This window comes from Maribacter chungangensis, from assembly GCF_042676845.1.
GTDB classification, from domain to species: domain Bacteria; phylum Bacteroidota; class Bacteroidia; order Flavobacteriales; family Flavobacteriaceae; genus Maribacter; species Maribacter chungangensis.
Window position 1 is genome coordinate 839025 of record NZ_JBHTHY010000003.1, and the last position, 23703, is coordinate 862727.

16 protein-coding genes are annotated in these 23703 nt (G+C 41.5%); 7 read left to right on the plus strand and 9 right to left on the minus strand.

The window, feature by feature from the left end; all coding sequences use genetic code 11:
• Nucleotides 1–84 precede the first annotated feature (84 nt).
• The 4 genes from ACFQZJ_RS03530 to ACFQZJ_RS03545 form a co-directional block, all read right to left on the minus strand.
• A complete protein-coding gene (locus tag ACFQZJ_RS03530) occupies nucleotides 85–1164 on the minus strand; it encodes a phosphotransferase family protein (protein WP_379932357.1) in 1080 nt (359 codons plus the stop codon).
• 2 nt (nucleotides 1165–1166) lie between these two features.
• Nucleotides 1167–2384: an acyl-CoA dehydrogenase family protein gene (locus ACFQZJ_RS03535; RefSeq protein WP_379932359.1), complete on the minus strand. Its 1218-nt coding sequence runs from the start codon at nucleotides 2382–2384 to the stop codon at nucleotides 1167–1169.
• A gap of 9 nt (nucleotides 2385–2393) precedes the next feature.
• Nucleotides 2394–3164, minus strand: a complete 771-nt coding sequence (locus tag ACFQZJ_RS03540) for a glucose 1-dehydrogenase (protein WP_379932360.1) — start codon at nucleotides 3162–3164, stop codon at nucleotides 2394–2396.
• A gap of 277 nt (nucleotides 3165–3441) precedes the next feature.
• On the minus strand, nucleotides 3442–5253 hold the full coding sequence (locus ACFQZJ_RS03545) for an acyl-CoA dehydrogenase (RefSeq protein ID WP_379932362.1): 1812 nt from the start codon (nucleotides 5251–5253) through the stop codon (nucleotides 3442–3444).
• 217 nt (nucleotides 5254–5470) lie between these two features.
• On the opposite strand from ACFQZJ_RS03545, the gene ACFQZJ_RS03550 reads away from it, so the two are divergent.
• The gene (locus ACFQZJ_RS03550; protein ID WP_379932363.1) at nucleotides 5471–6331 is read left to right on the plus strand and encodes a bile acid:sodium symporter family protein; all 861 of its coding nucleotides are present in this window, start codon (nucleotides 5471–5473) and stop codon (nucleotides 6329–6331) included.
• Nucleotides 6332–6980: 649 nt separating this feature from the next.
• Here ACFQZJ_RS03550 and ACFQZJ_RS03555 read toward each other — a convergent pair.
• From ACFQZJ_RS03555 to ACFQZJ_RS03570, 4 genes are all read right to left on the minus strand, one after another.
• On the minus strand, nucleotides 6981–7568 hold the full coding sequence (locus ACFQZJ_RS03555) for a Crp/Fnr family transcriptional regulator (protein WP_379932365.1): 588 nt from the start codon (nucleotides 7566–7568) through the stop codon (nucleotides 6981–6983).
• A 448-nt stretch (nucleotides 7569–8016) separates the two neighbouring features.
• Nucleotides 8017–8718 carry a hypothetical protein gene (locus ACFQZJ_RS03560; protein ID WP_379932367.1) on the minus strand — a complete coding sequence of 234 codons (702 nt, stop codon included), beginning with the start codon at nucleotides 8716–8718 and terminating at the stop codon, nucleotides 8017–8019.
• Nucleotides 8719–8744: 26 nt separating this feature from the next.
• Nucleotides 8745–10325: a RagB/SusD family nutrient uptake outer membrane protein gene (locus ACFQZJ_RS03565; RefSeq protein ID WP_379932368.1), complete on the minus strand. Its 1581-nt coding sequence runs from the start codon at nucleotides 10323–10325 to the stop codon at nucleotides 8745–8747.
• Between the two features lie 11 nt (nucleotides 10326–10336).
• Entirely contained in the window at nucleotides 10337–13441 is a 3105-nt protein-coding gene (locus ACFQZJ_RS03570) for a SusC/RagA family TonB-linked outer membrane protein (RefSeq protein ID WP_379932370.1), read from the minus strand.
• A gap of 390 nt (nucleotides 13442–13831) precedes the next feature.
• Between ACFQZJ_RS03570 and ACFQZJ_RS03575 the strand changes: the two genes are divergently transcribed.
• Complete coding sequence (locus ACFQZJ_RS03575; RefSeq protein WP_379932371.1) at nucleotides 13832–14851, plus strand: LacI family DNA-binding transcriptional regulator; 1020 nt, start codon at nucleotides 13832–13834, stop codon at nucleotides 14849–14851.
• A gap of 21 nt (nucleotides 14852–14872) precedes the next feature.
• Here the strand turns inward: ACFQZJ_RS03575 and ACFQZJ_RS03580 are convergent, their stop codons facing one another.
• Nucleotides 14873–15919, minus strand: a complete 1047-nt coding sequence (locus ACFQZJ_RS03580) for a GntR family transcriptional regulator (protein ID WP_379932373.1) — start codon at nucleotides 15917–15919, stop codon at nucleotides 14873–14875.
• A 180-nt stretch (nucleotides 15920–16099) separates the two neighbouring features.
• Here ACFQZJ_RS03580 and ACFQZJ_RS03585 point away from each other — a divergent pair, with 180 nt between their 5' ends.
• From ACFQZJ_RS03585 to ACFQZJ_RS03605, 5 genes are all read left to right on the plus strand, one after another.
• Nucleotides 16100–18199, plus strand: coding sequence for a bifunctional aldolase/short-chain dehydrogenase (locus ACFQZJ_RS03585; RefSeq protein ID WP_379932375.1), 2100 nt, complete (start codon nucleotides 16100–16102; stop codon nucleotides 18197–18199).
• 161 nt (nucleotides 18200–18360) lie between these two features.
• Nucleotides 18361–19641 carry a sugar isomerase gene (locus ACFQZJ_RS03590; RefSeq protein WP_379932377.1) on the plus strand — a complete coding sequence of 427 codons (1281 nt, stop codon included), beginning with the start codon at nucleotides 18361–18363 and terminating at the stop codon, nucleotides 19639–19641.
• A gap of 10 nt (nucleotides 19642–19651) precedes the next feature.
• Complete coding sequence (locus ACFQZJ_RS03595; RefSeq protein ID WP_379932378.1) at nucleotides 19652–21025, plus strand: FGGY-family carbohydrate kinase; 1374 nt, start codon at nucleotides 19652–19654, stop codon at nucleotides 21023–21025.
• Nucleotides 21026–21035: 10 nt separating this feature from the next.
• A complete protein-coding gene (locus ACFQZJ_RS03600; protein WP_379932381.1) occupies nucleotides 21036–22187 on the plus strand; it encodes an alpha-hydroxy acid oxidase in 1152 nt (383 codons plus the stop codon).
• Nucleotides 22188–22200: 13 nt separating this feature from the next.
• A complete protein-coding gene (locus ACFQZJ_RS03605) occupies nucleotides 22201–23613 on the plus strand; it encodes a purine-cytosine permease family protein (RefSeq protein WP_379932383.1) in 1413 nt (470 codons plus the stop codon).
• The last annotated feature ends 90 nt before the right edge of the window (nucleotides 23614–23703 follow it).

Here is a 23703-nt window from a genome sequence, read left to right on the forward strand (position 1 = left end):
TTAGTACATTTATTCTCGACTGTTTATCGTGCTTGTTTTAGTTTGAATACCAATATCTTTTTGTCTTTCTTAGGATTCGCCAGTTCAATATAAATCGTCGATCTTATTTTTTTGAATGGCTTGCCACGCCGTATGGCAACATAGTTCCGACGCTTTGTTCAGATGTGCAAATTTCGGGTCTTGTGTATGGCCATGTTTGTAACGGTAATAGATCTGCTGGGCGATAACGGCAATTTTAAACAGTCCGTATACATAATAAAAAACAAGCTTGTCCATACGTCTTCCACTCTTTAGCGCATACTCCTGCACGATGTCCGTTCTACTGGGATTGCCTTCCATAACGGTAGGGGAGGGCAGGCCTTGTTTCATGATGTCAGGGTCGGTTGCAGTGGTCCAATACCCCAGAGACGTGCCCAAGTCCATTAACGGGTCTCCTAGCGTACACATCTCCCAATCCAAGATGGCGGCAATTTCTGACCAGCTATCGTCTTTAAAAACGACATTGTCGTATTTAAAATCGTTGTGAATGAGGGAATGATCATAGTGCTTTGGTTGCTCTTCTTGCATCCAGGCCATCACTTTTGCTGCTACGGGTACGTCATCGGTGGCAGCTGCCAGATATTGCTTGCCCCAATTACGGACTTGGCGTTCCACATAGCCTTCCGGTCTTCCTAAATCGGCCAGGCCTGCTGCCTTGTAATCAATTTGATGGAACGCTACAAAGGTGTCCAGCCAAGTATTGGCAATCGTTTTAAACGCCTTTGGTGTTACCTTTTTTTGGCGGGCACTTTTGGCGGTCAAAATGATACCGTTTACCTTTTCCATGATGTAAAATGGCGCACCAATGCGGCTGGTATCCTCGCAAAAGGCGTAAGCTTTAGGCGCTTTGTTAAAAACGGGGTTCAAGTGTTTTAGTACCTTGTATTCGCGACCCATATCATGACCCCGTTTTGGGGCCGAAAATGGGGGTCTACGGAGTACGAGCTCCTTGTCTTCAATCTGTAACGAATAAGTGAGATTGGAATAGCCATTGGCAAACTGACTTACCTTTAATTCACTCTGTACGGAATTCAATAGCTGCCGTTCCAAAAGAAACTGTTTTATTTTTTCTTCTGGAAGTTCTTCCCCTTTTCTTACCGGTTTTGTGGTTTGGATTATTGCCATGATTACCCCTTTGTGTATTTTTTGATGGTGTTCTTGCCCAGTTGACTCATGTGCACCTCATCCGGGCCATCGGCCAAACGGAGGGTCCGTGCCGCCGCATAAAAGTGTGCCAAGGGCGTGTCATCACTTACGCCTTTGCCGCCCATGATCTGCATGGCGCGGTCAATGACCTTAAGGGCCATATTGGGTGCCACAATTTTGATCATGGCTATGAGGTCTTTCGCCTCCTTGTTTCCTTGCTTATCCATTTTATCCGCTGCGGAGAGGGTCAATAGGCGTGCTTGCTGAATTTCACAGACCGATTTTGCAATGTCCTGCCGGATGCTGCTGTAGGTATCCAGGGTACGTCCAAAGGGTTTGCGGGCTACCGTTCTTTCGGACATTAATTCCAAGGACCGCTGCGCCATACCTATAAGTCGCATGCAATGGTGTATCCGACCAGGCCCTAGTCGGCCTTGGGCAATTTCAAATCCTTTTCCTTCCCCTACCAATATATTTGATTTTGGAACCCGTACGTTGTCCAAAAGAATTTCGGCATGCCCTTCGGGAGAATCACTGTAGCCAAATACAGGTAGATGTCTAACGATGGTTAATCCCGGTGTGTCCATGGGAACCAGAATCATACTTTGTTGTACATGCCGTGGGGCGTCAATATCCGTCTTTCCCATGACAATGGCTATTTTGCATTCTGGGTCCATCGCTCCTGATGACCACCACTTTTTTCCGTTGATCACATATGCGTCTTCATCGGCAACGATAGCTGTTTCAATGTTGGTGGCGTCGGAGGAGGCTACATCTGGCTCGGTCATTAAGAAAGCCGAACGAATGTTCCCATCCAGTAAGGGCTGTAGCCATTTTTTTTGCTGCTCTGGAGTTCCGTACTTCGCCAAGACTTCCATATTGCCGGTATCCGGTGGACTACAATTAAAGACTTCCGAGGCCCACAGGATGCGACCCATTAGTTCAGCCAATGGTGCGTATTCCAAATTGGTGAGTCCTGCGCTATAATCTCCATAACTCGTTGGAAGAAAAAGGTTCCACAGGCCTTCTGCTTTGGCCTTCGCTTTTAGATTTTCCAATCCGGGCCATTTGGTCCATACGTTTTTTGGGTCAAGGTTATAGGCATCGACCTCATGCTCTACCGGAAGGAGATGTTCGGCAATGAAAGCCTTTAGTTTTTCTTGGAGTGCTATTGATTTTTTACTGTAGTCAAAATTCATAGTTCTGATTTATCCCGAAATTAAATATCCCCCATCGGCCGCATAAACGCCTCCGGTCATGTAAGAGCCTGCATCAGAGGCCAGCAACATCACTAGTCCCGCCATTTCATCGGGTTCCGCCATACGTTGTAGGGGTACCATTTGATTATACCCGGCGACTAATTTTTCATTGGACCAAAGGCTTTCGCTAAACTTGGTCTTAATGAGCCCCGGACATACCGCATTGGATCGGATGCCATAACGGCCCCATTCCTTTGCTTGGTTTTTGGTCATCATAATGAGGGCAGCTTTGGTCATGCTATACAGTCCCAATCGGAAACCTGGATGAATGCCCTCCACGGATGCAATATTGATGATACTACCCCCTTTTTCTTTCATGTGTGCCTGTGCCAAATTGGAAAGTAACCAAGGTGCCTTTACGTTCACGTTCATGATTTTGTCAAATACGGCTTCATCAGAGCCTTCCAAAGGGCCATAGTACGGATTGATAGCGGCGTTATTCACCAAGATATCAATACGGCCATAGGTAGCCATGGTTTGCGAAATCAAGTTTTCGCATTGCGATGTGTCCCCGATATGACAGGCGATGCCTATGGCTTCCAAGCCCATTTCTTTGAAATCTTTTGCAACGGCAGCTACGGCATTCTGCTTTCTACTGCTGATCACCACTTTTGCCCCATGCTCCGCTAAACCTTGGGCGATGGATTTTCCTATACCCTTACTGGAACCTGTTACGATTGCCACTTTGCCAGTAAGGTCAAATCTTTGTTTTATGCTCATTTATTTATGCTTTTTTCTTTCCTATAAACTGACCCCTCCCTAACCCTCCCCCAAGGGGAGGGAATGCCTTTCCGGAAGGAAAAATTCTTGTGTTTATGATATTAAATCAATATTCCTACTTTAAACGTCTTCTCGCTTGTTAAGTTAGAGGGTAGTTCAATAGTAGTTAGTAATAAGTAAAAAGTAACGGTCGATTTTTTTGAATTTGTCATCGTTCCCAATTTTTTCTCACTTCTCACTTCTCACTTCTCACTTCTCACTTCTCACTTCTCACTTCTCACCCAAACACCTTTTTATCCGAACCAACGGTCAAGCTTTTTCGATTCATTATAATTTCTGCTAGTCCGGTTGTTTTGGGTAATTCGTATGTGTAGTAAAACTCCATGGTATGTGTTTTACTTTCGTAAAATTCGGTGCTGTGTTCGGTAGCTCCGTTTGCAAGCGCTTGTTGTGCTTCGCGAGCCATATCCAACCAAAGCCATCCGACGAGTATATTGGAGAAAAATTCCATAAACGGCGTAGCATCGGCCAGAAAGCGTTCATAATCCCCTTTCATGGCATAGCCTATTGCAGACTGCAATACTTTTTGGGTCAATTCGAGTTTTTCGCCCAATTTTTTAGCATACGGTGATAGGGTTTCATGCGCCATGCCCGCCTTTATGCTTTTGGTGATTTCTTCCGATAAGAGTTGCAGTGCCTTGCCATTTTCCATGGTTATTTTTCGGCCTAACAAATCTTGTGACTGTATGCCGGTAGTGCCTTCATAAATGGAAAAAATACGAATGTCCCGTAAGTATTGTTGTAAGATATAGTCTGAGCAGAAGCCGTATCCGCCCAAAACCTGTAGGCCGTTATCGACTGCAACCTTGCCCATTTCAGAAGGGTAGGTTTTTACAACGGGGGTTAAAATTTCTAAAAGCAGTTTGTATTTTTCGCGTTGTTCCGCATCGGTATGCGAAACGGAATAATCGTGGTATTTGGCAGTTAAAAACACCAAGCTTAAAGATCCCTCCGTAACCGCCTTTTGCAATAGCAGCATCCTACGGACATCCGGATGATTTATGATCAAGGTCTGTTCCTGGTTGACATCTTTTTTACCTGTACTTGCCAATTTTCTACCCTGGGCGCGTTCATGGGCATAGTTCAAAGAAGCATGGTAGGCCGCTGTAGCTATGGCCGCTGCACCCCGTCCAACAGCAATACGTGCCCCGTTCATCATCAAGAACATATATTTAAGGCCTTTATGGGCTTCTCCCACCAGCCAACCTTGGCAATCCTCTTTGTCGCCAAAAAATAGATGTGTCGTGCAATAGCCTTTCTGACCCATTTTTTCAAAATCGGCCACGGTCTGCACATCATTTGGTGTTAAACTGCCATCTTCATTAGGCCTGTTTTTAGGTACGACAAAAAGTGAAATTCCCTTGGTGCCGGCAGGAGCTCCTTTGATCCGCGCAAGAACTAAGTGAACGATATTTTCGGCACCTTGGTAATCGCCCCCGGAGATAAATATTTTCTGTCCGTGTATTTTATAGGAATTCCCGTCCGGCGTAGCCGTGGTAATGATGTCCGACAGGGAGCTACCTGCCTGGGGTTCCGTTAGGCACATCGTTCCTCCCCAAGCACCTTCCAGCATTTTAGGAACATAGGTATCGTTTAGGTGTTGATTTCCAAAATGGGTAATCAATTCGGCAGCACCAATAGTAAGTCCTATATAGCCCGGTAGGTGATTATTTGCCGCTTCTTGAATATATCCCAAAGCGTTCATTACCATGGATGGTAGTTGAAGTCCACCATTATCATAAGGAAAAGCCCCTGCAATAAAGCCCATTTCGCCAGCCACTTTCATGTAGTTGTTTACTTGCGGATGTACAACGATTTCCCCATCCTTAAAATGGGCAGGGTTTTCGTCCATTTCTCTATAATACGGGTAAAGTTCCTTGTCCGAAAACGCTTTTGCCGAATTGAGCAACATGTCAATGGAATCTTTGTCATATTCCTCATAATTAGGCATTTCCAAGACATCTTGAAGTCGGTTTACGCGATAGAGCAAAAATTTAAGGGTTTCTATGTCTATATATTCATTCGCCATGATGGGGTTCGTTTAAAATATTCCACCTCAAGGTAATTTAAATTCCCGCCAATTCCATTAAACTGGTTTAATAAACAAAAATGGATGCTGCTTAGATGTTTTTACAGTAGCATTCGTTCTACAATGAGGTATCTTCTTTAGCACCCGAAATTAACTCCGATACTATTTAAAATCCCTTATATTTAGCCAAGAACTCTAGAACCGAAGTTTAGTGCCTATGGATGCTGTTTCCAATGCTATTTTAGCCTTTTCGTTGATCATTATCATGTTTGGTATGGGGCTTTCGTTGAGCCTTAGGGACTTTGCCACTGTTTTCTTAAAACCGAAAGCTATTATTTTAGGCCTCATTTGTCAGCTGATTTTGTTGCCTATTGTGGGTTTTTCATTAATAGAGCTCTTTACCCTAAAGCCCGATATAGCCATTGGCATCATCATTTTGGCCGCTTGTCCGGGAGGGCCTACGTCTAATCTGATCACCCACCTGGCAAACGGAGATACCGCACTTTCGGTTTCCTTGACGGCGGCCTGTAGTTTCATCACCTTGCTAACCATCCCTTTTATCATCAACTTAGGATTGCAAAACGTATTAGGTGAGGGGACTTTGATTCAATTGAACGTGCTACAGACCATTTTGCAAGTATTTGTAGTGGTGATAATACCAGTTGCTTTCGGAATGTTCTTGAATTCAAAACGCCCCAAGTTTTCCCTACGGATGCAAAAACCGGTTAAGCGGGCATCGGGTATCTTTTTTGTGGTAGTGCTTTTAGCGGTTATTATAAAAGAAAGGGAGTTGTTGTTGACAAGCTTGGATGAGGCCGGATTGGTTTCCCTTGCCTTAAACTTGTTGACCATGGCCATAGGTTTTGGCTTGGGCTACCTCTTTAAATTGTCCTTAAAACAACGAATTTCGATTACCATAGAAGGAGGTATCCAAAATGGAACGTTGGGCATTAGTATTGCTACTATTCTCTTGAATAATACCGCCTACGCCATAGCTCCCGCCGTTTATGGGATTATCATGTTTTTGACGGCCGGCCTATTTATTTTTTGGAGTAACCAACGATTGAAAAGAGGGTAGATTTTTGGAGGGTATTGGGTAGGCTTTATCCGGTAGTTTGTAGAGGGTAGTTTTTAGTGCGTAGACGGTAGACGCTAGTTGGTTGTCGAGTGTGGTAAGAAAGTAGGCAGTAGCAGTTGGCAGTAAAAAGTAATTAGTAAAAAGTGCTGATAATTCTTTTGGAATTTGGCATCATACCGATTATTTTTTCTAAACTCTAAACTCTAAACTCTAAACTCTAAACTCTAAACTCTAAACTCTAAACTCTAAACTCTAAACTCATGTTACATAAGTGGGTAGTTGGTAGTGCGTGGAGGGTAGTAAAGGAGTAGGTGAACAGTCGGTAGTTTTTGGGTGTTGGTCAAATTGAATAAACGTTGTCCTGTCCGTCTGTCCCAGTTTTCCAGCATGTCTTTACGAGAAGTGAAACGAAGTTTGAACTTTTTATATAGGTTTGACGCGCCGATGTAATCTGTTTAAACGGGGGTAGAAGATAGTTTTAGAGGGTGCAAAAAAGGTCTCAAGTGAGATGGGGTTTCAGGTTTAGGAATTTAAGGGCGCAGTACGCAAGGCGAACAGCGTGTAGCAATTTAGAATTTGAACCCTACAAAGATTTTCAGGCCTGAAACTTTGAACCTGAAACTTTGAGCTTTGAACCTGAAACATTTGCCTAGCCTTTTCCCAAACGCTTCCGTAATTTAGAAAGGCCAACCGGTGTAATGCCTAAATACGAGGCGATGAGATATTGCGGTACGCGTTGCAATAGATCGGGCCTTTTGTGCAGGATCCTTAGATAGCGTTCTTCGTTGCTTCTATTGTTAGTGCGGTCTACCCTGTGAAATAGTTTAAGGAAGGCTTCTTGCATGGATAACCTGCCAAAGCGTTCCAGTTGGTGCGATGTCTCAAAGGATTTTTCTGCCCTATCTTTCCGTACGGCCAATATCACGCTAGGCTCCAAAGCTTCTAAGTAGCACTGTGAGGGAACACCTTTTACGTATGCTATTAAATCGGTAAAGAAAACATCCTGCGTATAAAATTCCAATACTTTTTGTTCCCCTTCTTCCATCTTGTAATAGGAGATACAACCGCTATCTAGGTAATAGAAAAAGTTGACCATATCACCCTCGGAAATTAATCGCTCTCCTTTCGATAAAGTAATAACATCGTAAAAACGCAAGGCATCCTCCAATTGCGGCTGGTCTACATGGGTATAGGATAACACCTTTTTTCTAATGTTCTTAAAAACATCCGGATCCATCGGCTCTCTGCTAATTAATTGCTATTGCTTTACGATATCAAAGATATACAAACCTAAGTTTTGCCGGGAAACCAATGTTTTGGTTTTAGAGAAGGAAAAAAGAATTTTAATTGAGTCGGGTAGTAGCCTTAGCTATGGTTGTAATTTAAGGATTAGAATGTTTAATGCACCGAATTTAGCTTGATACCCTCGCCCTAGTTTTCATGCGGTATTTTTCTCATGGCTATCGTTGGTTCCATACTATGGGCAAACGCAGAAAGTTAGGCCATGGTGTTTACAAATGAGATAGTCATACTTTGTAGGTTCCAAAGTATCTTTTCGGGATATTGAACAGACTTGCCAAGTAGGTCTAAAAAGCACCACTGATGTCCTGTAAGCACCGTATAGCAAATAAATCCCCTATTGTACAACGTTACAATAGAGGACTTAAAACTAACACAATTATTTTTTAGTTTGGAGAAGGATAGGGTTGATTTCTAACCGGGTCGTTTAAGCTATGTCCTATTCCATTATTAAAAACGTAGTTATAATTTCTAACTCTTTCAAACTGTGAGGTAGCAGAGCTTGGTAGAGGAGCAGGACTTCTATTGATATCCACACGATACCTATTATCCCGTCTAAAAATAATCCTTCCCTCTTCACCTGGTATCATAGTCTGGAATTCATAGTTAACATCAAACTCCAATAAAGGATCTAATTGAGTAATATAGGTACTCACCATATGGTAGTTCAGAATTATACGTAGGACGTCAACATCAGCTCTGGCCATTACTTCTGCAGGGGTTTCACCTTCCTCAACATCTGCGGAACCGGTAACCAATTGTATAACATCACCTCCGCCTGTGAAAGCATTGTTATTTAGCATTAGAAAAGTTCTACCGCTATTTGGGGTATTATATGCATCTACCATACCGGCTGCTTGAATGGCCTCTTTCAGATAATTGAAGTTATCTCCTATCAACTCACCATCCTCGTTAAGGGCATTGGCCTGTGGTGTGTTAATGAACTGCCAAGCGGTTATTTCTGCATAAGGGTCGCTTAGGTCTACATCTGGCTCAAAAAAGAAACGCTCTTGTACTGGTAGGTCGCAGCCAAACATAAGAATGGTTGCACCTAAGAGTAAAATATTAATTTTTGTTGTTGTTCTCATTTTAAGTAATTTTTTAGTTCTTAGATTTAATAACCAGGTGTTTGGGTTAACTCGGGATTATCTATTAGATGCTCGTCAAAAATCGGAAATAATAAACGTTCCTGTGTTAAAGGAACTCCACCATCTAGGTCGTTAAGTATTGGATTTAATATTTCAATGGCCCTATTCGTTCTTCTTAAATCCCACCATCTTTGGCCTTCCCCTATCAGTTCCAGTTGTCGTTCGTCAAGAATAAAGATTTCGCGCTCATCCTCGGTAGCACCAAATTCAGCTTCTGTGACCAATGGTAATTGTCTTGCGGTCCTAAATTCGTTAAGTATCTCCAAGGCTCTAGGCGCATTGTTCAATCTGTTTTCTACCTCGGCTAAGTATAACAATATACCTGCATAACGGTAAAGTACCATATCGCTATCATCAAAAATTTGGTTGTAATTATTTTTGTTGTATTTGGCCAAACGAGCTTCTCCAATTAACCGCTCATCTAAATTGGTGCCGCCTTCTCTACTAAAAAAGAAACGGTAATCTCCGTAAATAGGTGCAATAGAATCCTGTTCAACACCGTTCTCATCCAAAAATACTATCTCTTGGGTCAAGACTGGATCGGTATCGGGATATTTGGTAACCCATCCAAGAGAATCTAAAGGGAATTTCTCCCGCCATTTATTTTCAAGTGTAGGGGAAAGCGTAAAAGAAGGGATACCGGCGAAGAAAAGATTAAAAATACCCGCCCTATTTCTATTCCCCGACCCGGGAACATCATCCAAGCTATATCCTATGGACATAATCAATTCTGGTCCAGTTTGCATTTTCATTGGACCTCCTCCTTCACCATCATCATTTAGAAAAAGATTTTGCCATGCTTCTGCATCGGTCACCAAGCTAAATTCACCACTATTGACCACCTTTAACAGTGCTTCTCTTGCATTTTCGTCATCACCTAAAAAACCATAAACGTCTGCTTGTAAAGCCCAAATACTGGTTAGCGTAAATCTATAAGGATCTCTTACTAGACCCATGTTCTCTTCCGCCGCCAACATATCTGGAATGATGATTTCGTTGATAATGGTATTGGCATCGGTTCTTGGCCTGAACAATTCCGGACCGGCAGCTTCAACAGGTTCTGTAAACAATGGTACGCTACCCCATACCCTTATGGCTTGAAAGTATGCATATGCCCTTAACGCTTGCGCCTCCCCTAGAAGGTTGGCGTCAAAACCTGGTATGTTAGGAATGTTTGTAATTGCAAAATTGGCGCGGTTTACCATGTCATAAAAGTCGTTCCATCTCAGGACTCCGCCATTACCCGATGTTACATTGTTCACGGTCAATTCTATATTGTTGGCATTTGCACCTTCGTTACCATTGACATAGCTATCTCCTCTAAATTCTCCCCAATAGTAATGCTTTAGACGGAACGCGGCCTGCATGGCATCATAGATGCCAATAACCGATGCTTGTGCGTCCGCATTGTTTCTAAAAAAGTTATCCGGGTCTATTTCGCTTATGGGAGACTCGTCTACCAAGTCCTCACAGGATACGCTAAAAAGAACTAGCATAAGTGCGATACCTAAGCTGCTCAAATATTTTGTTGTACGTATAATTTTCATGATGTTAAATTTTAAAATTTCAGATTCATTCCTAAAATTACTTCCCGGTCATTAGGGAACCTTAAGTTATCTACCCCAGGTTGTAGCGGGTTGCCTCTTGTTCCCAATTCTGGATTGAAACCAGGATAGTTTGTCCAAGTCAATAAGTTGTTTCCTGACAGAAAAAAGGAACATTTTTTGAAAACATTCATTTTGTCCAGAACAGATTTTGGCAGTTCGTAGCCTAGACGTACAAAACGTAGTTTTATAAAACTACCATCGGTAACAAAGAAACTATTAGGTCTGTTCCTGTTTTGTGGAACCCTATTAAGTCTTGGATAAACTGTCACATCTCCAGGGTTGAGCCAAGCACCTTCTATACGATCTGCGCCAGGAGTTTCATTACTGGAGTTAAGATCGTTTCGAGCTTCGTCCCACCTTCTCCAAGTGTCGTTGCCTAGGGTAAAATCAAAAAGAAAACTAAGGCTGATATCCTTGTACTGAAAGTCGTTTGCAAATCCACCAAATGCCGTTGGTACACCGTTACCGATCGTCTGCCTGTCCTCGTTGGTAATGACAAAATCACCATCCAAATCTTCCCATATAATATCGCCACCCACTAAAGTTTGGTTATTGGCCCTGAGCTGATTTACATCTCCGGTAAATTCAGCACCGTTTAGTGTGTAATTTACGAATTCGCCTCCTGCATCAAAAGTTGGTGTTAATTGTATGCCGTCGTTGGTGAAAGCATTGGATTCATCATATTGAAACACTCCTAAATTTTCAAATCCGAAAATATTACCAAGAGGCTGTCCTTCCTCTATAAGGTAATTCCCACTGGGAAAAGAAGTTCCTCCAGCTAATCGGGTAACTTCATTTCTTTGGAAAGTAATGTTGAAATTACTGTTCCAGCTAAAATCCTTGGTTTGTAGGACCGTACCGTTTAGATTGATTTCTACACCTTCATTGCGTATGGCTCCCACATTTTGACGTACCCCACCGAACCCTGATTCTTCCGGCAACGGTACAGTTGCTAAAAGATCTTCGGTTTCCTGCCTATAAAATTCTAGATTAAGATTTAAACGGTTTCTGAACAAACCTAGATCCAAGCCTAAATTTGTTGCTGCCGTACTTTCCCAACTTAAATCGGGATTTCCCAATCTATCTGGAGCTACACCACTAATACCGTTATAAATTGCCCCTGGTAAGAAAGAGGAGGTAAAGTCATAATCACCAACACGATCATTACCGGTTACACCGTAGCTAGCTCGGAGTAATAGTTTGCTTATTGCCGTATTCTCTTTTAGAAAGGGTTCGTTGCTTACTTTCCATCCTAATGACGCGGCCGGGAAGTATCCAAATTCGTTGTTCTCACCAAAACGTGAGGAACCGTCTCGACGAAGGGTGGCACTTACCAAATAACGGTTGTCAAAATCATAATTGAAACCACCGAATAAACTAAAAAGTCTGCTACGGGTATCAAAGGTTTGGCCGCTGTTTATAGCAACTTGTCCGGGTACCGCATTGTTGAAAGTGCTTATATCCTCGGATACAAAAGGTACATTCCCTATTCCAAAATTTTCGTCAAATCTGCGCTGTATCTGCATACCTGCGAAGGAAGATACACTGTGTTTGCCAAAGACATTGTTATAGTTTATAAAGTTTTCTTGCTGTATGTCATAATTTATGCGATCTCTTAGACTAGATAATGGATTGGTGTTTCTTGGATTTAGAACTAATAAAGGATCAAACGTATTATTTTTTCGTAATCTAAAATTCAAACCAAAGGTAGATTTAATAGAGAAGGAAGGTGTTATCCTATATTGAACGGAACTGAAACTTTGACCGATGAATGTTCTTTGTCTTTGGGTACGAAACTTTGCTTCGGCCAAAGGGTTCTGTCTTCCTGCAATTTCAGGGGTTAAAGTACCGTTTGGTTCAAACACGGGAAAGTAGGCAATACGTTCTACCAATTGCTGAAAAACCTGATTTTCGTTCAAACCGTTGGCTTCTTCAAAGGAAGCATTGAAAGAAGTACTTACTGCCAATTTTTTGTTGGGCGTAAAATCCAGCTTAAAACGGGTGTTAATTCTTCTGAAATTGCTGTTCACTACAATCCCGTCTTCATTTAAAAAACCAGTGTTCCAATACGCCTTCACTTTTTCGCTACCCGCACTAAGAGAGACGTTTACTTGGTTTCTGATACCGGCCTGTGTAATTATATCCTGTAAATCAAATGAATTTCTTAATAATAGATTTAAGGAGTCCCGGTCATTACCTGTTGGATTCAATCTTTGATTGGGATTCCTTCTTACATCTTCATAAAACAAACGTTGTCTGGTATTAGCTACTGGAATTGCCCCATTTAAGGTATTGATCCCAGTTACGATGTTAACATCTAGGTTTACCTCTCCAGACTTCCCTGATTTGGTGGTAATCAATACCACCCCGTTTGCTCCTCTGGTTCCATATATCGCTGTGGTGGCACCATCTTTAAGGACCTCCAAAGATGCAATGTCGTTAGGGTCAATGTTGTCTATGTTGTCCAATTGTTGCCCATCAACTACATAAAGTGGACTGTTTCCGCCGGCACCAAAGGTTGTTGTTCCACGTACCTGAATGTCAAATCCTGCGCCTGGACCGCCATTAGTAGCAATTTGTACACCTGCCAAACGGCCTTGAATACCTTCAAAAGCATTGGTGGGTGTTACTTGGGCAATTTTTTCGGCTTTCACCGTAGATAAAGCCCCTAGTACCTTTTCCCTGGCAACCGTTGCATAACCAATAACCACAACCTCATCCAAATTTTCTGTATCCTCATCCAACCTAACGTCTATGCGTGTAGCGTTTACGGTAACTTCTTTTGTTACGAACCCAAGATAGGACAAGACCAAGACCCTAGAGCCGGGAACCAGTACAAGTGTGTAGTTGCCATCGAAATCTGTCGAAATACCGTTAGTAGTGTTTTTTTGTAAAACGTTTACACCAGGGAGTGGTTCCCCGTTAACATCCGTTACGGTGCCGGATACGGTTTGTACCTGTGCAACAACAGCTTGCACGGAGAACATCATAAAAACGATCACGGCGAAAATTGTAAACGAAGGTAACCTTGTTCTTTTGTTACATTTTTTTTTCATTTCAAGTTTAGTTTTAGAAAATAGTTTAGTTTGAATCCCTACTTTTTGGAATAAAGATGATAATCCTTTATAAATCCAATCGATTGGATTTTTATTTTCAGGATTGCTCAGGACACTCAAAATTATAGAATATAAAAGCTTAACTATCCTGCTCCATCCTGTTATCTTAAGGATTTGCTAAAATTACTATTCAATTATTGACAATTTTTCTTTAAGGTGCACACAAAATTGGTTTAATCTTAAGTCCGCATTATTTTACAATAGTGCAGCATGTCGCTAATTTCTTTTATGTTTACCAAATAATTTAATGATTTGTCGCTACTATTAAACCAACATAGAACTATGCCGGCAAATCCCGATTAACCTTAAAAAAGGTAATGAAATTAAAGCATGAAAAAAATCACTATTCATGAAATCGCCAAGATTTTAAAGATTGATAGTTCTACCGTGTCTAGGGCATTGCAGGATAGTAACCGTGTAAGTCCAAAAACCAAAAAAAGAGTTTTGGAAAAAGCAAAGGAACTTGGTTACAGGCCTAATCTTCTCGCTTCTAACCTAAGGCAAAATAGGAGCAATACCATTGCCGTAGTGGTACCTCGGATTTCCAGACATTTCTTTTCCTCAACTATTTCCGGCATAGAGGAAATGGCCTATAGCAGGGGGTTTAATGTGCTTATTTCACAATCTTTAGAGCAGCTTAAACGAGAAAGGGAAATTGTGAACAAACTTTTTTCCAATAGGGTAGATGGTATTTTAATCTCAGTATCCATGGAAACTGAAATTGGCCTACATTTAAACCACCTCGAACAAGCTGGGTTACCTTTAGTATTTTTTGATCGTCATTGTGCGGACCTGGTTAACAGTAACAAGGTTTTGGTAGATGATTTTGCCGGTGCTTACAAAGCCGTACATCATCTTATACAAAATAACTGTAAAAAAATAGTACATTTTTCTGGCCCACAAACCTTGGAAATATATAAAAATAGACTTGCAGGATACAAAAAAGCGTTGAAAGATAACAGGATTGCTTTTAATGACGAATTAGTTCTCGTTTCTAATCTCCTCCAAAACGATGGGATGCAAATGGCCCAAAAACTTATGAACGCACATCCTGATATCGATGCCATTTTTGCTGCAAACGATTTAGCGGCAATAGGGGCTATGAAGTATTTAAAGGGAATTGGAAAAAGAATACCTCAGGATATCGCATTGGTAGGTTTTAGTAATGAACCTATTTCCGAAATGATGGAACCCTCGCTAACGACCTTGGACCAATTCGGCTTTCAGATCGGTACTATCTCTTGTGAACTCTTATTGGATAGCATACAGTCCAAAAAGGAAAAACCTGAAAATAAAACTATCGTCCTGCAACCGGAGCTTATTGTTCGCGATTCGTCAAAAAAAATATAACATTGATTCTGAATCGGTCGTTTAGACGGAATACCGATCTATAAAATTAAAATCGTTTTTAATTTCTACGTGATTGTTGTTCAGGATCATTTTTGCCGCTTCCTCTCCCATCTTTTTAAAATCGGTACTGATTACGGTAATTCCCAATAATTCTTTTAACGGGGTGTCATTATACGAGATAATTCCAATATCCTCTCCCAGCTTGTAATGTCTGTCCCTGCTTTGTTTTACGAGATTGACCAAATCTGCCTCTTCAATGGTAATGTACAGGTCCTTCAGCTGTAACTCCATACTTTCATAAATCTCATCAAGAATTTCGTAATCCATGTCGTACTGTATACAGAATCTTTTAAAACCGGTAACAATACCTTGCGGATAGGGATATACGCCCTTGTTGGGATACACCAAAATTATTTTTTTATACTTGTTCAATTTTTCAAGACCGGCCGTTAGTGCGTTGTAAATATCTTGGGTAAAGTCTTGGTATATTCTTCCCGCTTCTTTGGACAGGCTTTTAAGGTTACGGTCCATAATGATCAACTTTCCCTTGGGAATGGAATGTATGGCTTTAAGGATATCATCGGTACATCCCATATGCTGTAAATTTTCATTTTTAAAATGAGGCATAATCACGTAGTGGTCGTATAGATGTTTTTTATTGTCCAAAATGGTACTGAAAACAAGGGGCTCGCAATGATAAATATCCAAATCCACATGTGCATTGGTTCCAAGGCTCTTCACAAAGGAATTAAAAATACGCATCTTATAGGTGCTTAACTTATTGATTAAGAAAAGCACTTTGATTTTTACGGATAAATCCGTTTTAGCAATATAATACCCCTTACCTTTCACGGAGATTATAATGTTTTGTTCTTTTAGCAGCCCATAGGCTTTTTCAACAGTGTCCCTAGATAATAGATATTCCTCGCTAACCTCATTTATGGATGGTATTTTTTGGCCCATGGTTAACTTTCCTTTGTGGATACTGCTTATGACAGAGTCCATTACCTGTTTGTATTTTGGGATTCGGGATTCGGTGTCTACATGTATATAATCCAATCTATTCAAGCTCGTTTAATTTTAAACATTCTATTTTTATCTATCAAAATAACAAATAACCGTTCAAACTTATGTATTTCTTTCAGCTTTTTTGTTTTTTTTCTGAAAATAACCTAACAGCATAGTACAGGATGCTTTGTTTTTTATCATATTCTAATTTCGTTGACAAGCATATTAAAACACAGATGAATGCAGGTTAAGACATACAAACACGTAGATTATCTCTGGGAAACATCCAAAGCCGCACAATTAGGTGACGACCAAGTAGCATTGTTTCTTTATAGATCGAATATTTTAGGGGCAGACCTAAGAATCACTAATTATGGGGGCGGGAATACCAGTTGTAAGACCATTGAAAAAGACCCATTGACCAACGAAGATGTTGAGGTCATGTGGATCAAAGGATCAGGTGGTGACATAGGTACGTTAACGAAAGCCGGGATTGCAGGTCTCTACACGGATCGGTTACGAAATTTGAAAAATGTCTACGGTGGTTTGGCCGATGAGGATAGGATGGTAGGCCTTTTTAATCATTGTATTTATGATTTGGACAGTAAGGCTCCTTCCATAGACACCCCTTTACACGGACTATTGCCATTTAAGCATATAGATCACTTGCATCCGGATGCGCTTATAGCGGTCGCTGCCGCAAAGGATAGCGAAAAAGTGACCAAGGAAATATGGGGAGACACTATGGGATGGGTGCCTTGGCAACGACCTGGTTTTGACCTGGGATTACAGCTGGAAAAGTGTTTGAACGATAACCCCGGAATCAGGGGTATTGTGCTCGGCAGCCATGGTTTGTTTACCTGGGGGGATACTTCCTATGAATGCTATCTAAATAGTCTTGAGGTCATAGAAATGGCATCGGAGTTTATAGAGAAAAAAATAAAGGAAAACGGTAGTGTCTTCGGAGGACAAAAAATAGAAAGTTTACCTAAGGAAGAACGTTTGGGAAAAGCGGCACAACTAATGCCGTTATTAAGGGGACTTTGCTCCTCTGAGAATGGAATGATAGGTCATTTTAACGATAGCGATGTTGTCCTGGGGTACATAAATAGTAATGATCTGGAACGTTTGGCACCCATGGGAACCTCGTGTCCTGATCACTTTTTACGTACCAAGATACAGCCATTGGTGCTGCAATTAAGTACCCACCAAGATTTAAGCGACACCAAAGCCGTCTTAGGCTTGTTGCAGCCCGCATTTGAGCAATATAGAAAGGAATATCAGGAATATTACGATAATCATAAGCGGTCGAACAGTCCTGCCGTAAGGGACGCGAATCCAGTAATTATCATTTATCCGGGTGTGGGGATGTTCAGCTTTGCGAAAAACAAGCAAACTACGCGGGTCGCCAACGAATTTTACGTAAATGCTATTAATGTAATGCGTGGGGCCGAGGCAATTACGGAATATACGTCATTACCAAGACAAGAAGCTTTTGATATTGAATATTGGTTGTTGGAAGAGGCGAAACTGCAACGTATGCCAAAGGAGAAACCCTTGTCCAGAAAGATCGCTTTGGTAACTGGTGCCGGTGGCGGTATTGGTAAGGCCATTGCGGATAAACTGGCGGCAGAAGGTGCAAACGTGGTACTCACGGATATTGCGGAAGATAGATTAAAAGAAGCTGTGGATACCTATCCAAGGGATACGGCCAGCTACGCGGTATGCGACGTTACCAGTAGTGCGTCTATAGCCGATTCATATAAAAAAGCTTGTTTGGAATTTGGTGGCGTGGACATAGTGGTGCACAGTGCCGGACTGGCTATTTCCAAACCATTGGAAGAAACCACCCAGAAAGATTGGGATATTCTTCAGAACGTATTGGTTAAAGGTCAATTTGAGCTTGCAAAACAAGCGGTAGCCGTAATGAGAAGTCAAGGTTTAGGCGGTAATTTTATCAGTATTGCCAGTAAAAACGGACTGGTCTCCGGCCCAAACAATGTTGGGTACGGTACGGCGAAGGCAGCACAGCAGCACATGGCCAGATTATTGGCTGCCGAACTCGGGGGTGATAAAATCAGGGTAAATGTCGTAAACCCGGATGGTGTAATCGTAGGAAGTAAAATTTGGGAAGGTGAGTGGGCAGAAGGTCGTGCCAAAGCCTACGGAATTACCGTGGATGAACTGCCGGCTCATTATGCCAAAAGAAATCTATTGAACGAAATCATTTATCCGGAAGACATTGCCAATGGGGTTTTCGCTTGCGTTGGGATTTTGGATAAGACCACAGGAAATATAATAAATGTAGACGGCGGTATGGCCAATGCATTTGTACGATAGTTGTTGAGTTGGTTTGAAAAACCTACAAGTATTATGAAGATTGCTTTTTTCGATAAAAGTGAACTTTTATATACTTTGTAGGTTTATTTCAATAAAACAGGATCGGTACACTAAGTATTTGCAATAGTATGTGAACTGGTACAGGTCCATAAATTCATGATATGAAAATAGAGGTAGAACAGTTAGGCGATTTGAACAAGGCCAAAGAGGCCGGTCACAATAAAAACTTTAATTTTTTATCCGAGGCGTTAACCGCCCAAAATAAAGATGTGACCGCAATAGTAAATAGCCTGGCAGAATTTCAGGTTGCGATTCCTAGTTGGGCGTTAGGTGCCGGAGGCACACGTTTTGGCCGCTTTGGTTTTCAAGGGGAACCGAGTAATTTAGGGCAAAAAATAGATGATATTGGAATGTTGCATCAGTTGACCCGGACCGCGGGGGCCGTTTCATTGCATATTCCATGGGACGTGCCCGAGGACTATATGGCAATAAAAGAGCTGGCATCTTCACACAATATTCTTTTTGATGCTGTAAACTCCAATACGTTTCAAGATCAAGCCAATGCGAAACATAGCTATAAATTCGGGTCCTTGTCCAATATAAGTAAGGTGTCTAGGGACCAGGCAATAGCACATAATCTTGATGTTGTTAAAATTGGTGATAAGTTAGGGTCCAAAAGTCTTACCGTATGGTTGGCCGATGGTTCTAATTTTCCCGGTCAGAGCAACTTCCAGGATGCGTTACAACATACAGAGGACAGTTTAAAGGAAATTTACAAAGGGCTTCCGGAAGATTGGAAGTTGTTTATTGAGTACAAGCCCTATGAGCCTAATTTTTACAGTACGGTAATTCAGGATTGGGGAACATCGTTTATGTTGGCCAATGCCTGTGGGGACAAAGCATATACACTGGTAGATTTAGGACATCACTTACCAAATACGAATATCGAGCAGATTGTTTCTACCCTAATGCTAAAAGGGAAATTAGGTGGGTTTCATTTTAACGATAGTAAATACGGGGACGACGACCTTACCGTAGGCAGTGTAAAGCCTTATGCACTATTTCTAATATTCAATGCCTTGGTGTACGGAATGGAAAACAACCCACAAAACCCATACCCGGCTTGGATGATTGATGCCAGTCATAATATCAAAGATCCTTTAGAGGATTTGATGCAATCTTTGGAAGCCATACAGGAAGCCTATGCAAAAGCCCTTTTGGTGGATCAGACCAAACTAAGGGATGCACAGGCGAATCATGACGTTGTTACGTGTCAAGAAATTTTACAGAATGCCTACCGCACCGATGTTAGGCCGTTGCTGGAAAAAGCAAGGCTTAATGCCGGAGGGGCAATAAATCCTGTCGCCGCTTACAGGGAACTGGAAATAAGGAAGAAATTAATACAGGAGAGGGGTGCAAACTCCATAGCAACCGGACTATAAGCTCAAAAGAATGAAGACCAAGGTAACCGCCATATTCGATATTGGAAAAACGAACAAGAAATTCTTTCTTTTTGATAGGGATTATCAAGAAGTATATAGGGAATATACTAGGTTCGATACCATAAAGGACGAAGATGGTTACCCTACCGAAGACTTAGCATCCTTGCAAATTTGGTTAAAGGAGGTTTTTGACCGTATTCTAAATTCTAAAAAGTATACTATTACAGCTATTAACTTCTCTACCTACGGAGCTAGTTTTGTTCATTTAGATGAACACGGAGAGGTGCTTACGCCATTGTATAATTATACAAAGCCCTTGGATAAAAAAGTGGTAGATAAGTTTTATGAAACCTATGGGCCAAGAGAAAAATTTGCAAAGGAAACAGGTTCGTCGGATGCAGGAATGTTAAATTCCGGAATGCAGTTGTATTGGTTAAAGTATAGCAAGCCGGAGCTATTTAAAAAAATTGCTTTTTCGCTCCATTTGCCGCAATATATCAGTTATATTTTTACCGGTATCCCGCTTAGTGAATATACGAGTATTGGATGCCATACCGGTTTGTGGGATTATGGGAAAAAAGATTATCACTCTTGGGTATATTCCGAAGGTATTCATCGTATTCTGCCCCCAATCGTTTCTACGGAGACCAGTATTAACATGAATTATAATGGCAAACGGATTAAACTAGGGGTAGGTATACACGACAGTTCGGCTGCGCTACTGCCCTATGTACGAAGTATCAAAAAGAAATTTATTCTAGTTTCCACCGGTACTTGGAGTATTGCATTAAATCCATTTTCCGAAAAACTATTGTCTCAAGAGGATATTAAAAAAGATTGTATAAATTACATGAGAATAAACGGTAAGCCGGCCAAGGCTAGTCGTATATTTTTAGGAAATGAATATAGTTACCAAGTGAAACAGCTCGCTGAACATTTTAAGGTCTCAAAGGATTTCCACAAGTCTGTAAGTTTTGACTATGATATATTTTTCGAACTCATCAAGGATTTTACCTATTGTTTTAAATGGCATAGTATTATGGATGAAAACATGCCATCTGAAACCACCTTTAGTTTTGATCGTTTCGAGCACGCCTACCATCAATTAATGGTAGAGTTGGTTTTATTACAAGTTGAAAGTATCAAAACTGCCACGGGTGATGACCAGATAGAAAAGTTGTATATAGATGGCGGTTTTAGTGACAATGATGTATATATAAAATTGGTATCGCATTATTTGAGAAATATGGAATTGCGCACTACGGATTCTTCTCTAGGTTCTGCATTGGGTGCCGCCATCGCTATTTCCGATGTAAAGCTTAATTCCAAATTTCTTAAAAAAAATTACGCGCTAAAAAAACATGTGCCCTTCATCATAAAATAAGTTTAATACTATGGCCAAGGAATTTAACCCAGATTACCCGTCTATGGACGATTTACGGAACAAAGCCATGCGGCGTATTCCTAGGTTCGCCTTCGAATACTTGGATGGCGGATGTAACGAAGATGTAAGTATTTCCAGGAACACGGCAGAAATAAGAGAGGTTCAATTGCAACCTAGATATCTGAGGAACAAAGGTATAAATTCTACTAAAACCAAAGTTTTGGGGATGGAGTTCGATGCTCCTTTTGGTATTGCGCCAGTTGGTTTGCAAGGATTAATGTGGCCCAATTCTCCAGAAATTTTGGCGAAATCGGCTTTTAAAAATAACATTCCGTTCATTTTAAGTACGGTGACTACAATGAGCATTGAACGTGCGAGCGAACTTACAGAAGGGAATGCATGGTTTCAATTATATAACCCGGCAGAAGATGCTTTACGGGACGATATTATCAACAGGGCGGCTGCGGCAGAATGCCCCGTGCTGGTACTGCTTTGCGATGTGCCTACATTTGGCTATCGCCCAAGGGACATTAGAAACGGATTGGCCCTGCCGCCAAAAATGTCTATCACCAATATAATGCAGATAATGGGCAAGCCCACTTGGGCATTTAATACCCTAAAATATGGGCAACCAACGTTTGAAACACTAAAACCTTATACTCCGGAAGGATTGAACCTAAAACAATTAGGTCAGTTTATGGACAAAACCTTTTCCGGCAGATTGAACGAGGAAAGAATTAAGCCTATACGGGAAAAATGGAAAGGAAAATTGGTATTGAAAGGTGTTGCCTCCGAACAGGATACCCAAGATGCCATCCGACTCGGTTTTGACGGTATCATTGTTTCCAATCATGGTGGTAGACAGCTAGATGCAGCGGAATCGACCATAAATTCACTTTCGGGGATTGCCGCCAAGTATGGTGATCAAATAGAAGTGATGATGGACAGTGGTCTGCGTTCCGGTCCGGATATCGCTAGAACAATGGCTTCAGGAGCCAAATTTACCTTTATGGGAAGGTCCTTTCTCTATGGTTGTGGTGCTCTTGGTAACCAAGGAGGTGATCATACCATATCTATGCTAAAAACCCAGTTCAAACAGGTCATGGACCAATTGTGCTGCGAACGGGTAGAAGATTTGCCAAAACATCTCATCAACAACTAAAAACCAACCAATAATGAGCCAACACAATATTGAAGAGGAAATCGAAGAAATCGCGGGAGGTGAATTTGAGAGAGAACCTGTTCCCCGATCGAAATTAAAGAGTTGGAAAAGTTTTTTGGGCATGTATGCCGGCGAACACGCAGCTGGAACCGAATTTATGATCGGTCCTTTGTTCTTAACGGCCGGGGTAAGTGCCTTTGATTTGATTGTTGGACTCTTGATAGGCAATCTTTTGGCCGTACTCAGCTGGCGGTTTTTAACGGCAAAGATTGCGGTTGAAAATAGATTGACGCTTTATTATCAATTGGAGAAAATATGTGGAAAAAAATTGGTTACCGGGTATAACCTGGCCAATGGTATTTTATTCTGTTTTCTGGCAGGATCCATGATAACGGTATCGGCCACGGCCGTAGGAATTCCTTTTGATATGGAAATGCCCAAACTTACAGATACCATGCCCAATGGTATGACTTGGGTTATTATCGTTATTGTCATTGGGGCGGTTATTTCGTTGATTGCCTCTAAGGGTTATGATACGGTGTCCAAAGCCGCAAACTGGATGTCGCCCGTTATTGTTCTGGCCTTCGTTGCCTGTGGTGTCGTGGCATTGAATCAATTGGGGGTAAAGAGTTTTTCGGATTTTTGGAATATATGGGGAGAAGGCTCGGAACCTTTTCCAGGACAGTTGAAATATACCTTTTGGCATGTGGTCATTTGGTCTTGGTTCGCTAATGCTGCCATGCATATCGGGATGTCGGATCTATCCGTATTCCGATTTGCAAAAAAAGCGGATTCTGGTTGGACCACCGCTGCCGGTATGTACGTAGGCCATTATATGGCATGGATTGCCGCAGCCTTGCTTTATGCGGTTTATCTAAAATCCCCAGAGGCACAGGCATTTTTGTCCAATGGCGAGGCACCACCGGTTGCACCCGGACCTTTGGCGAACAACGCGATCGGAATTTTTGGAATCATTGCCGTGGTATTGGCAGGTTGGACAACGGCCAATCCCACCATTTACAGGGCAGGTTTGGCCTTCCAGGCCATTATTCCAAAAGTGTCCACTTTTTGGGTAACGATAATTGCCGGAACCGTTGCCACTATTGCGGGACTGTTCCCGGCTTTTGCTATGAAACTTCTTGGTTTTGTTGCATTGTACGGTTTTATTTTAGCGCCTTTTGGTGCTATTATCGTTTTTGAACATTTCTTTCATAAACAGGCAGGTATCGTTAAGAATTATGCAGAAGTAGCTAGTATCAAGTTCAATAATTCCGTTTTCTTTGCTTGGGCCATCAGTTTTGGATTGTTTTATTTTATATCCATCCAGTTTAATGTGTTCCTTTCATTTGTAACCTTACCCGCTTGGCTCTTATGTGGTATACTATTTTTAGTGTTCAGCAAACGATTTCAAAAGAGCTTTTCGTAGCTGTTTATGGCTAAGCTCGTTGAATGTACTTTTTTAGACCCTATTGTGAATTCGATAAAAATATAGAATAAGTAGTTTTGGACCTTTATA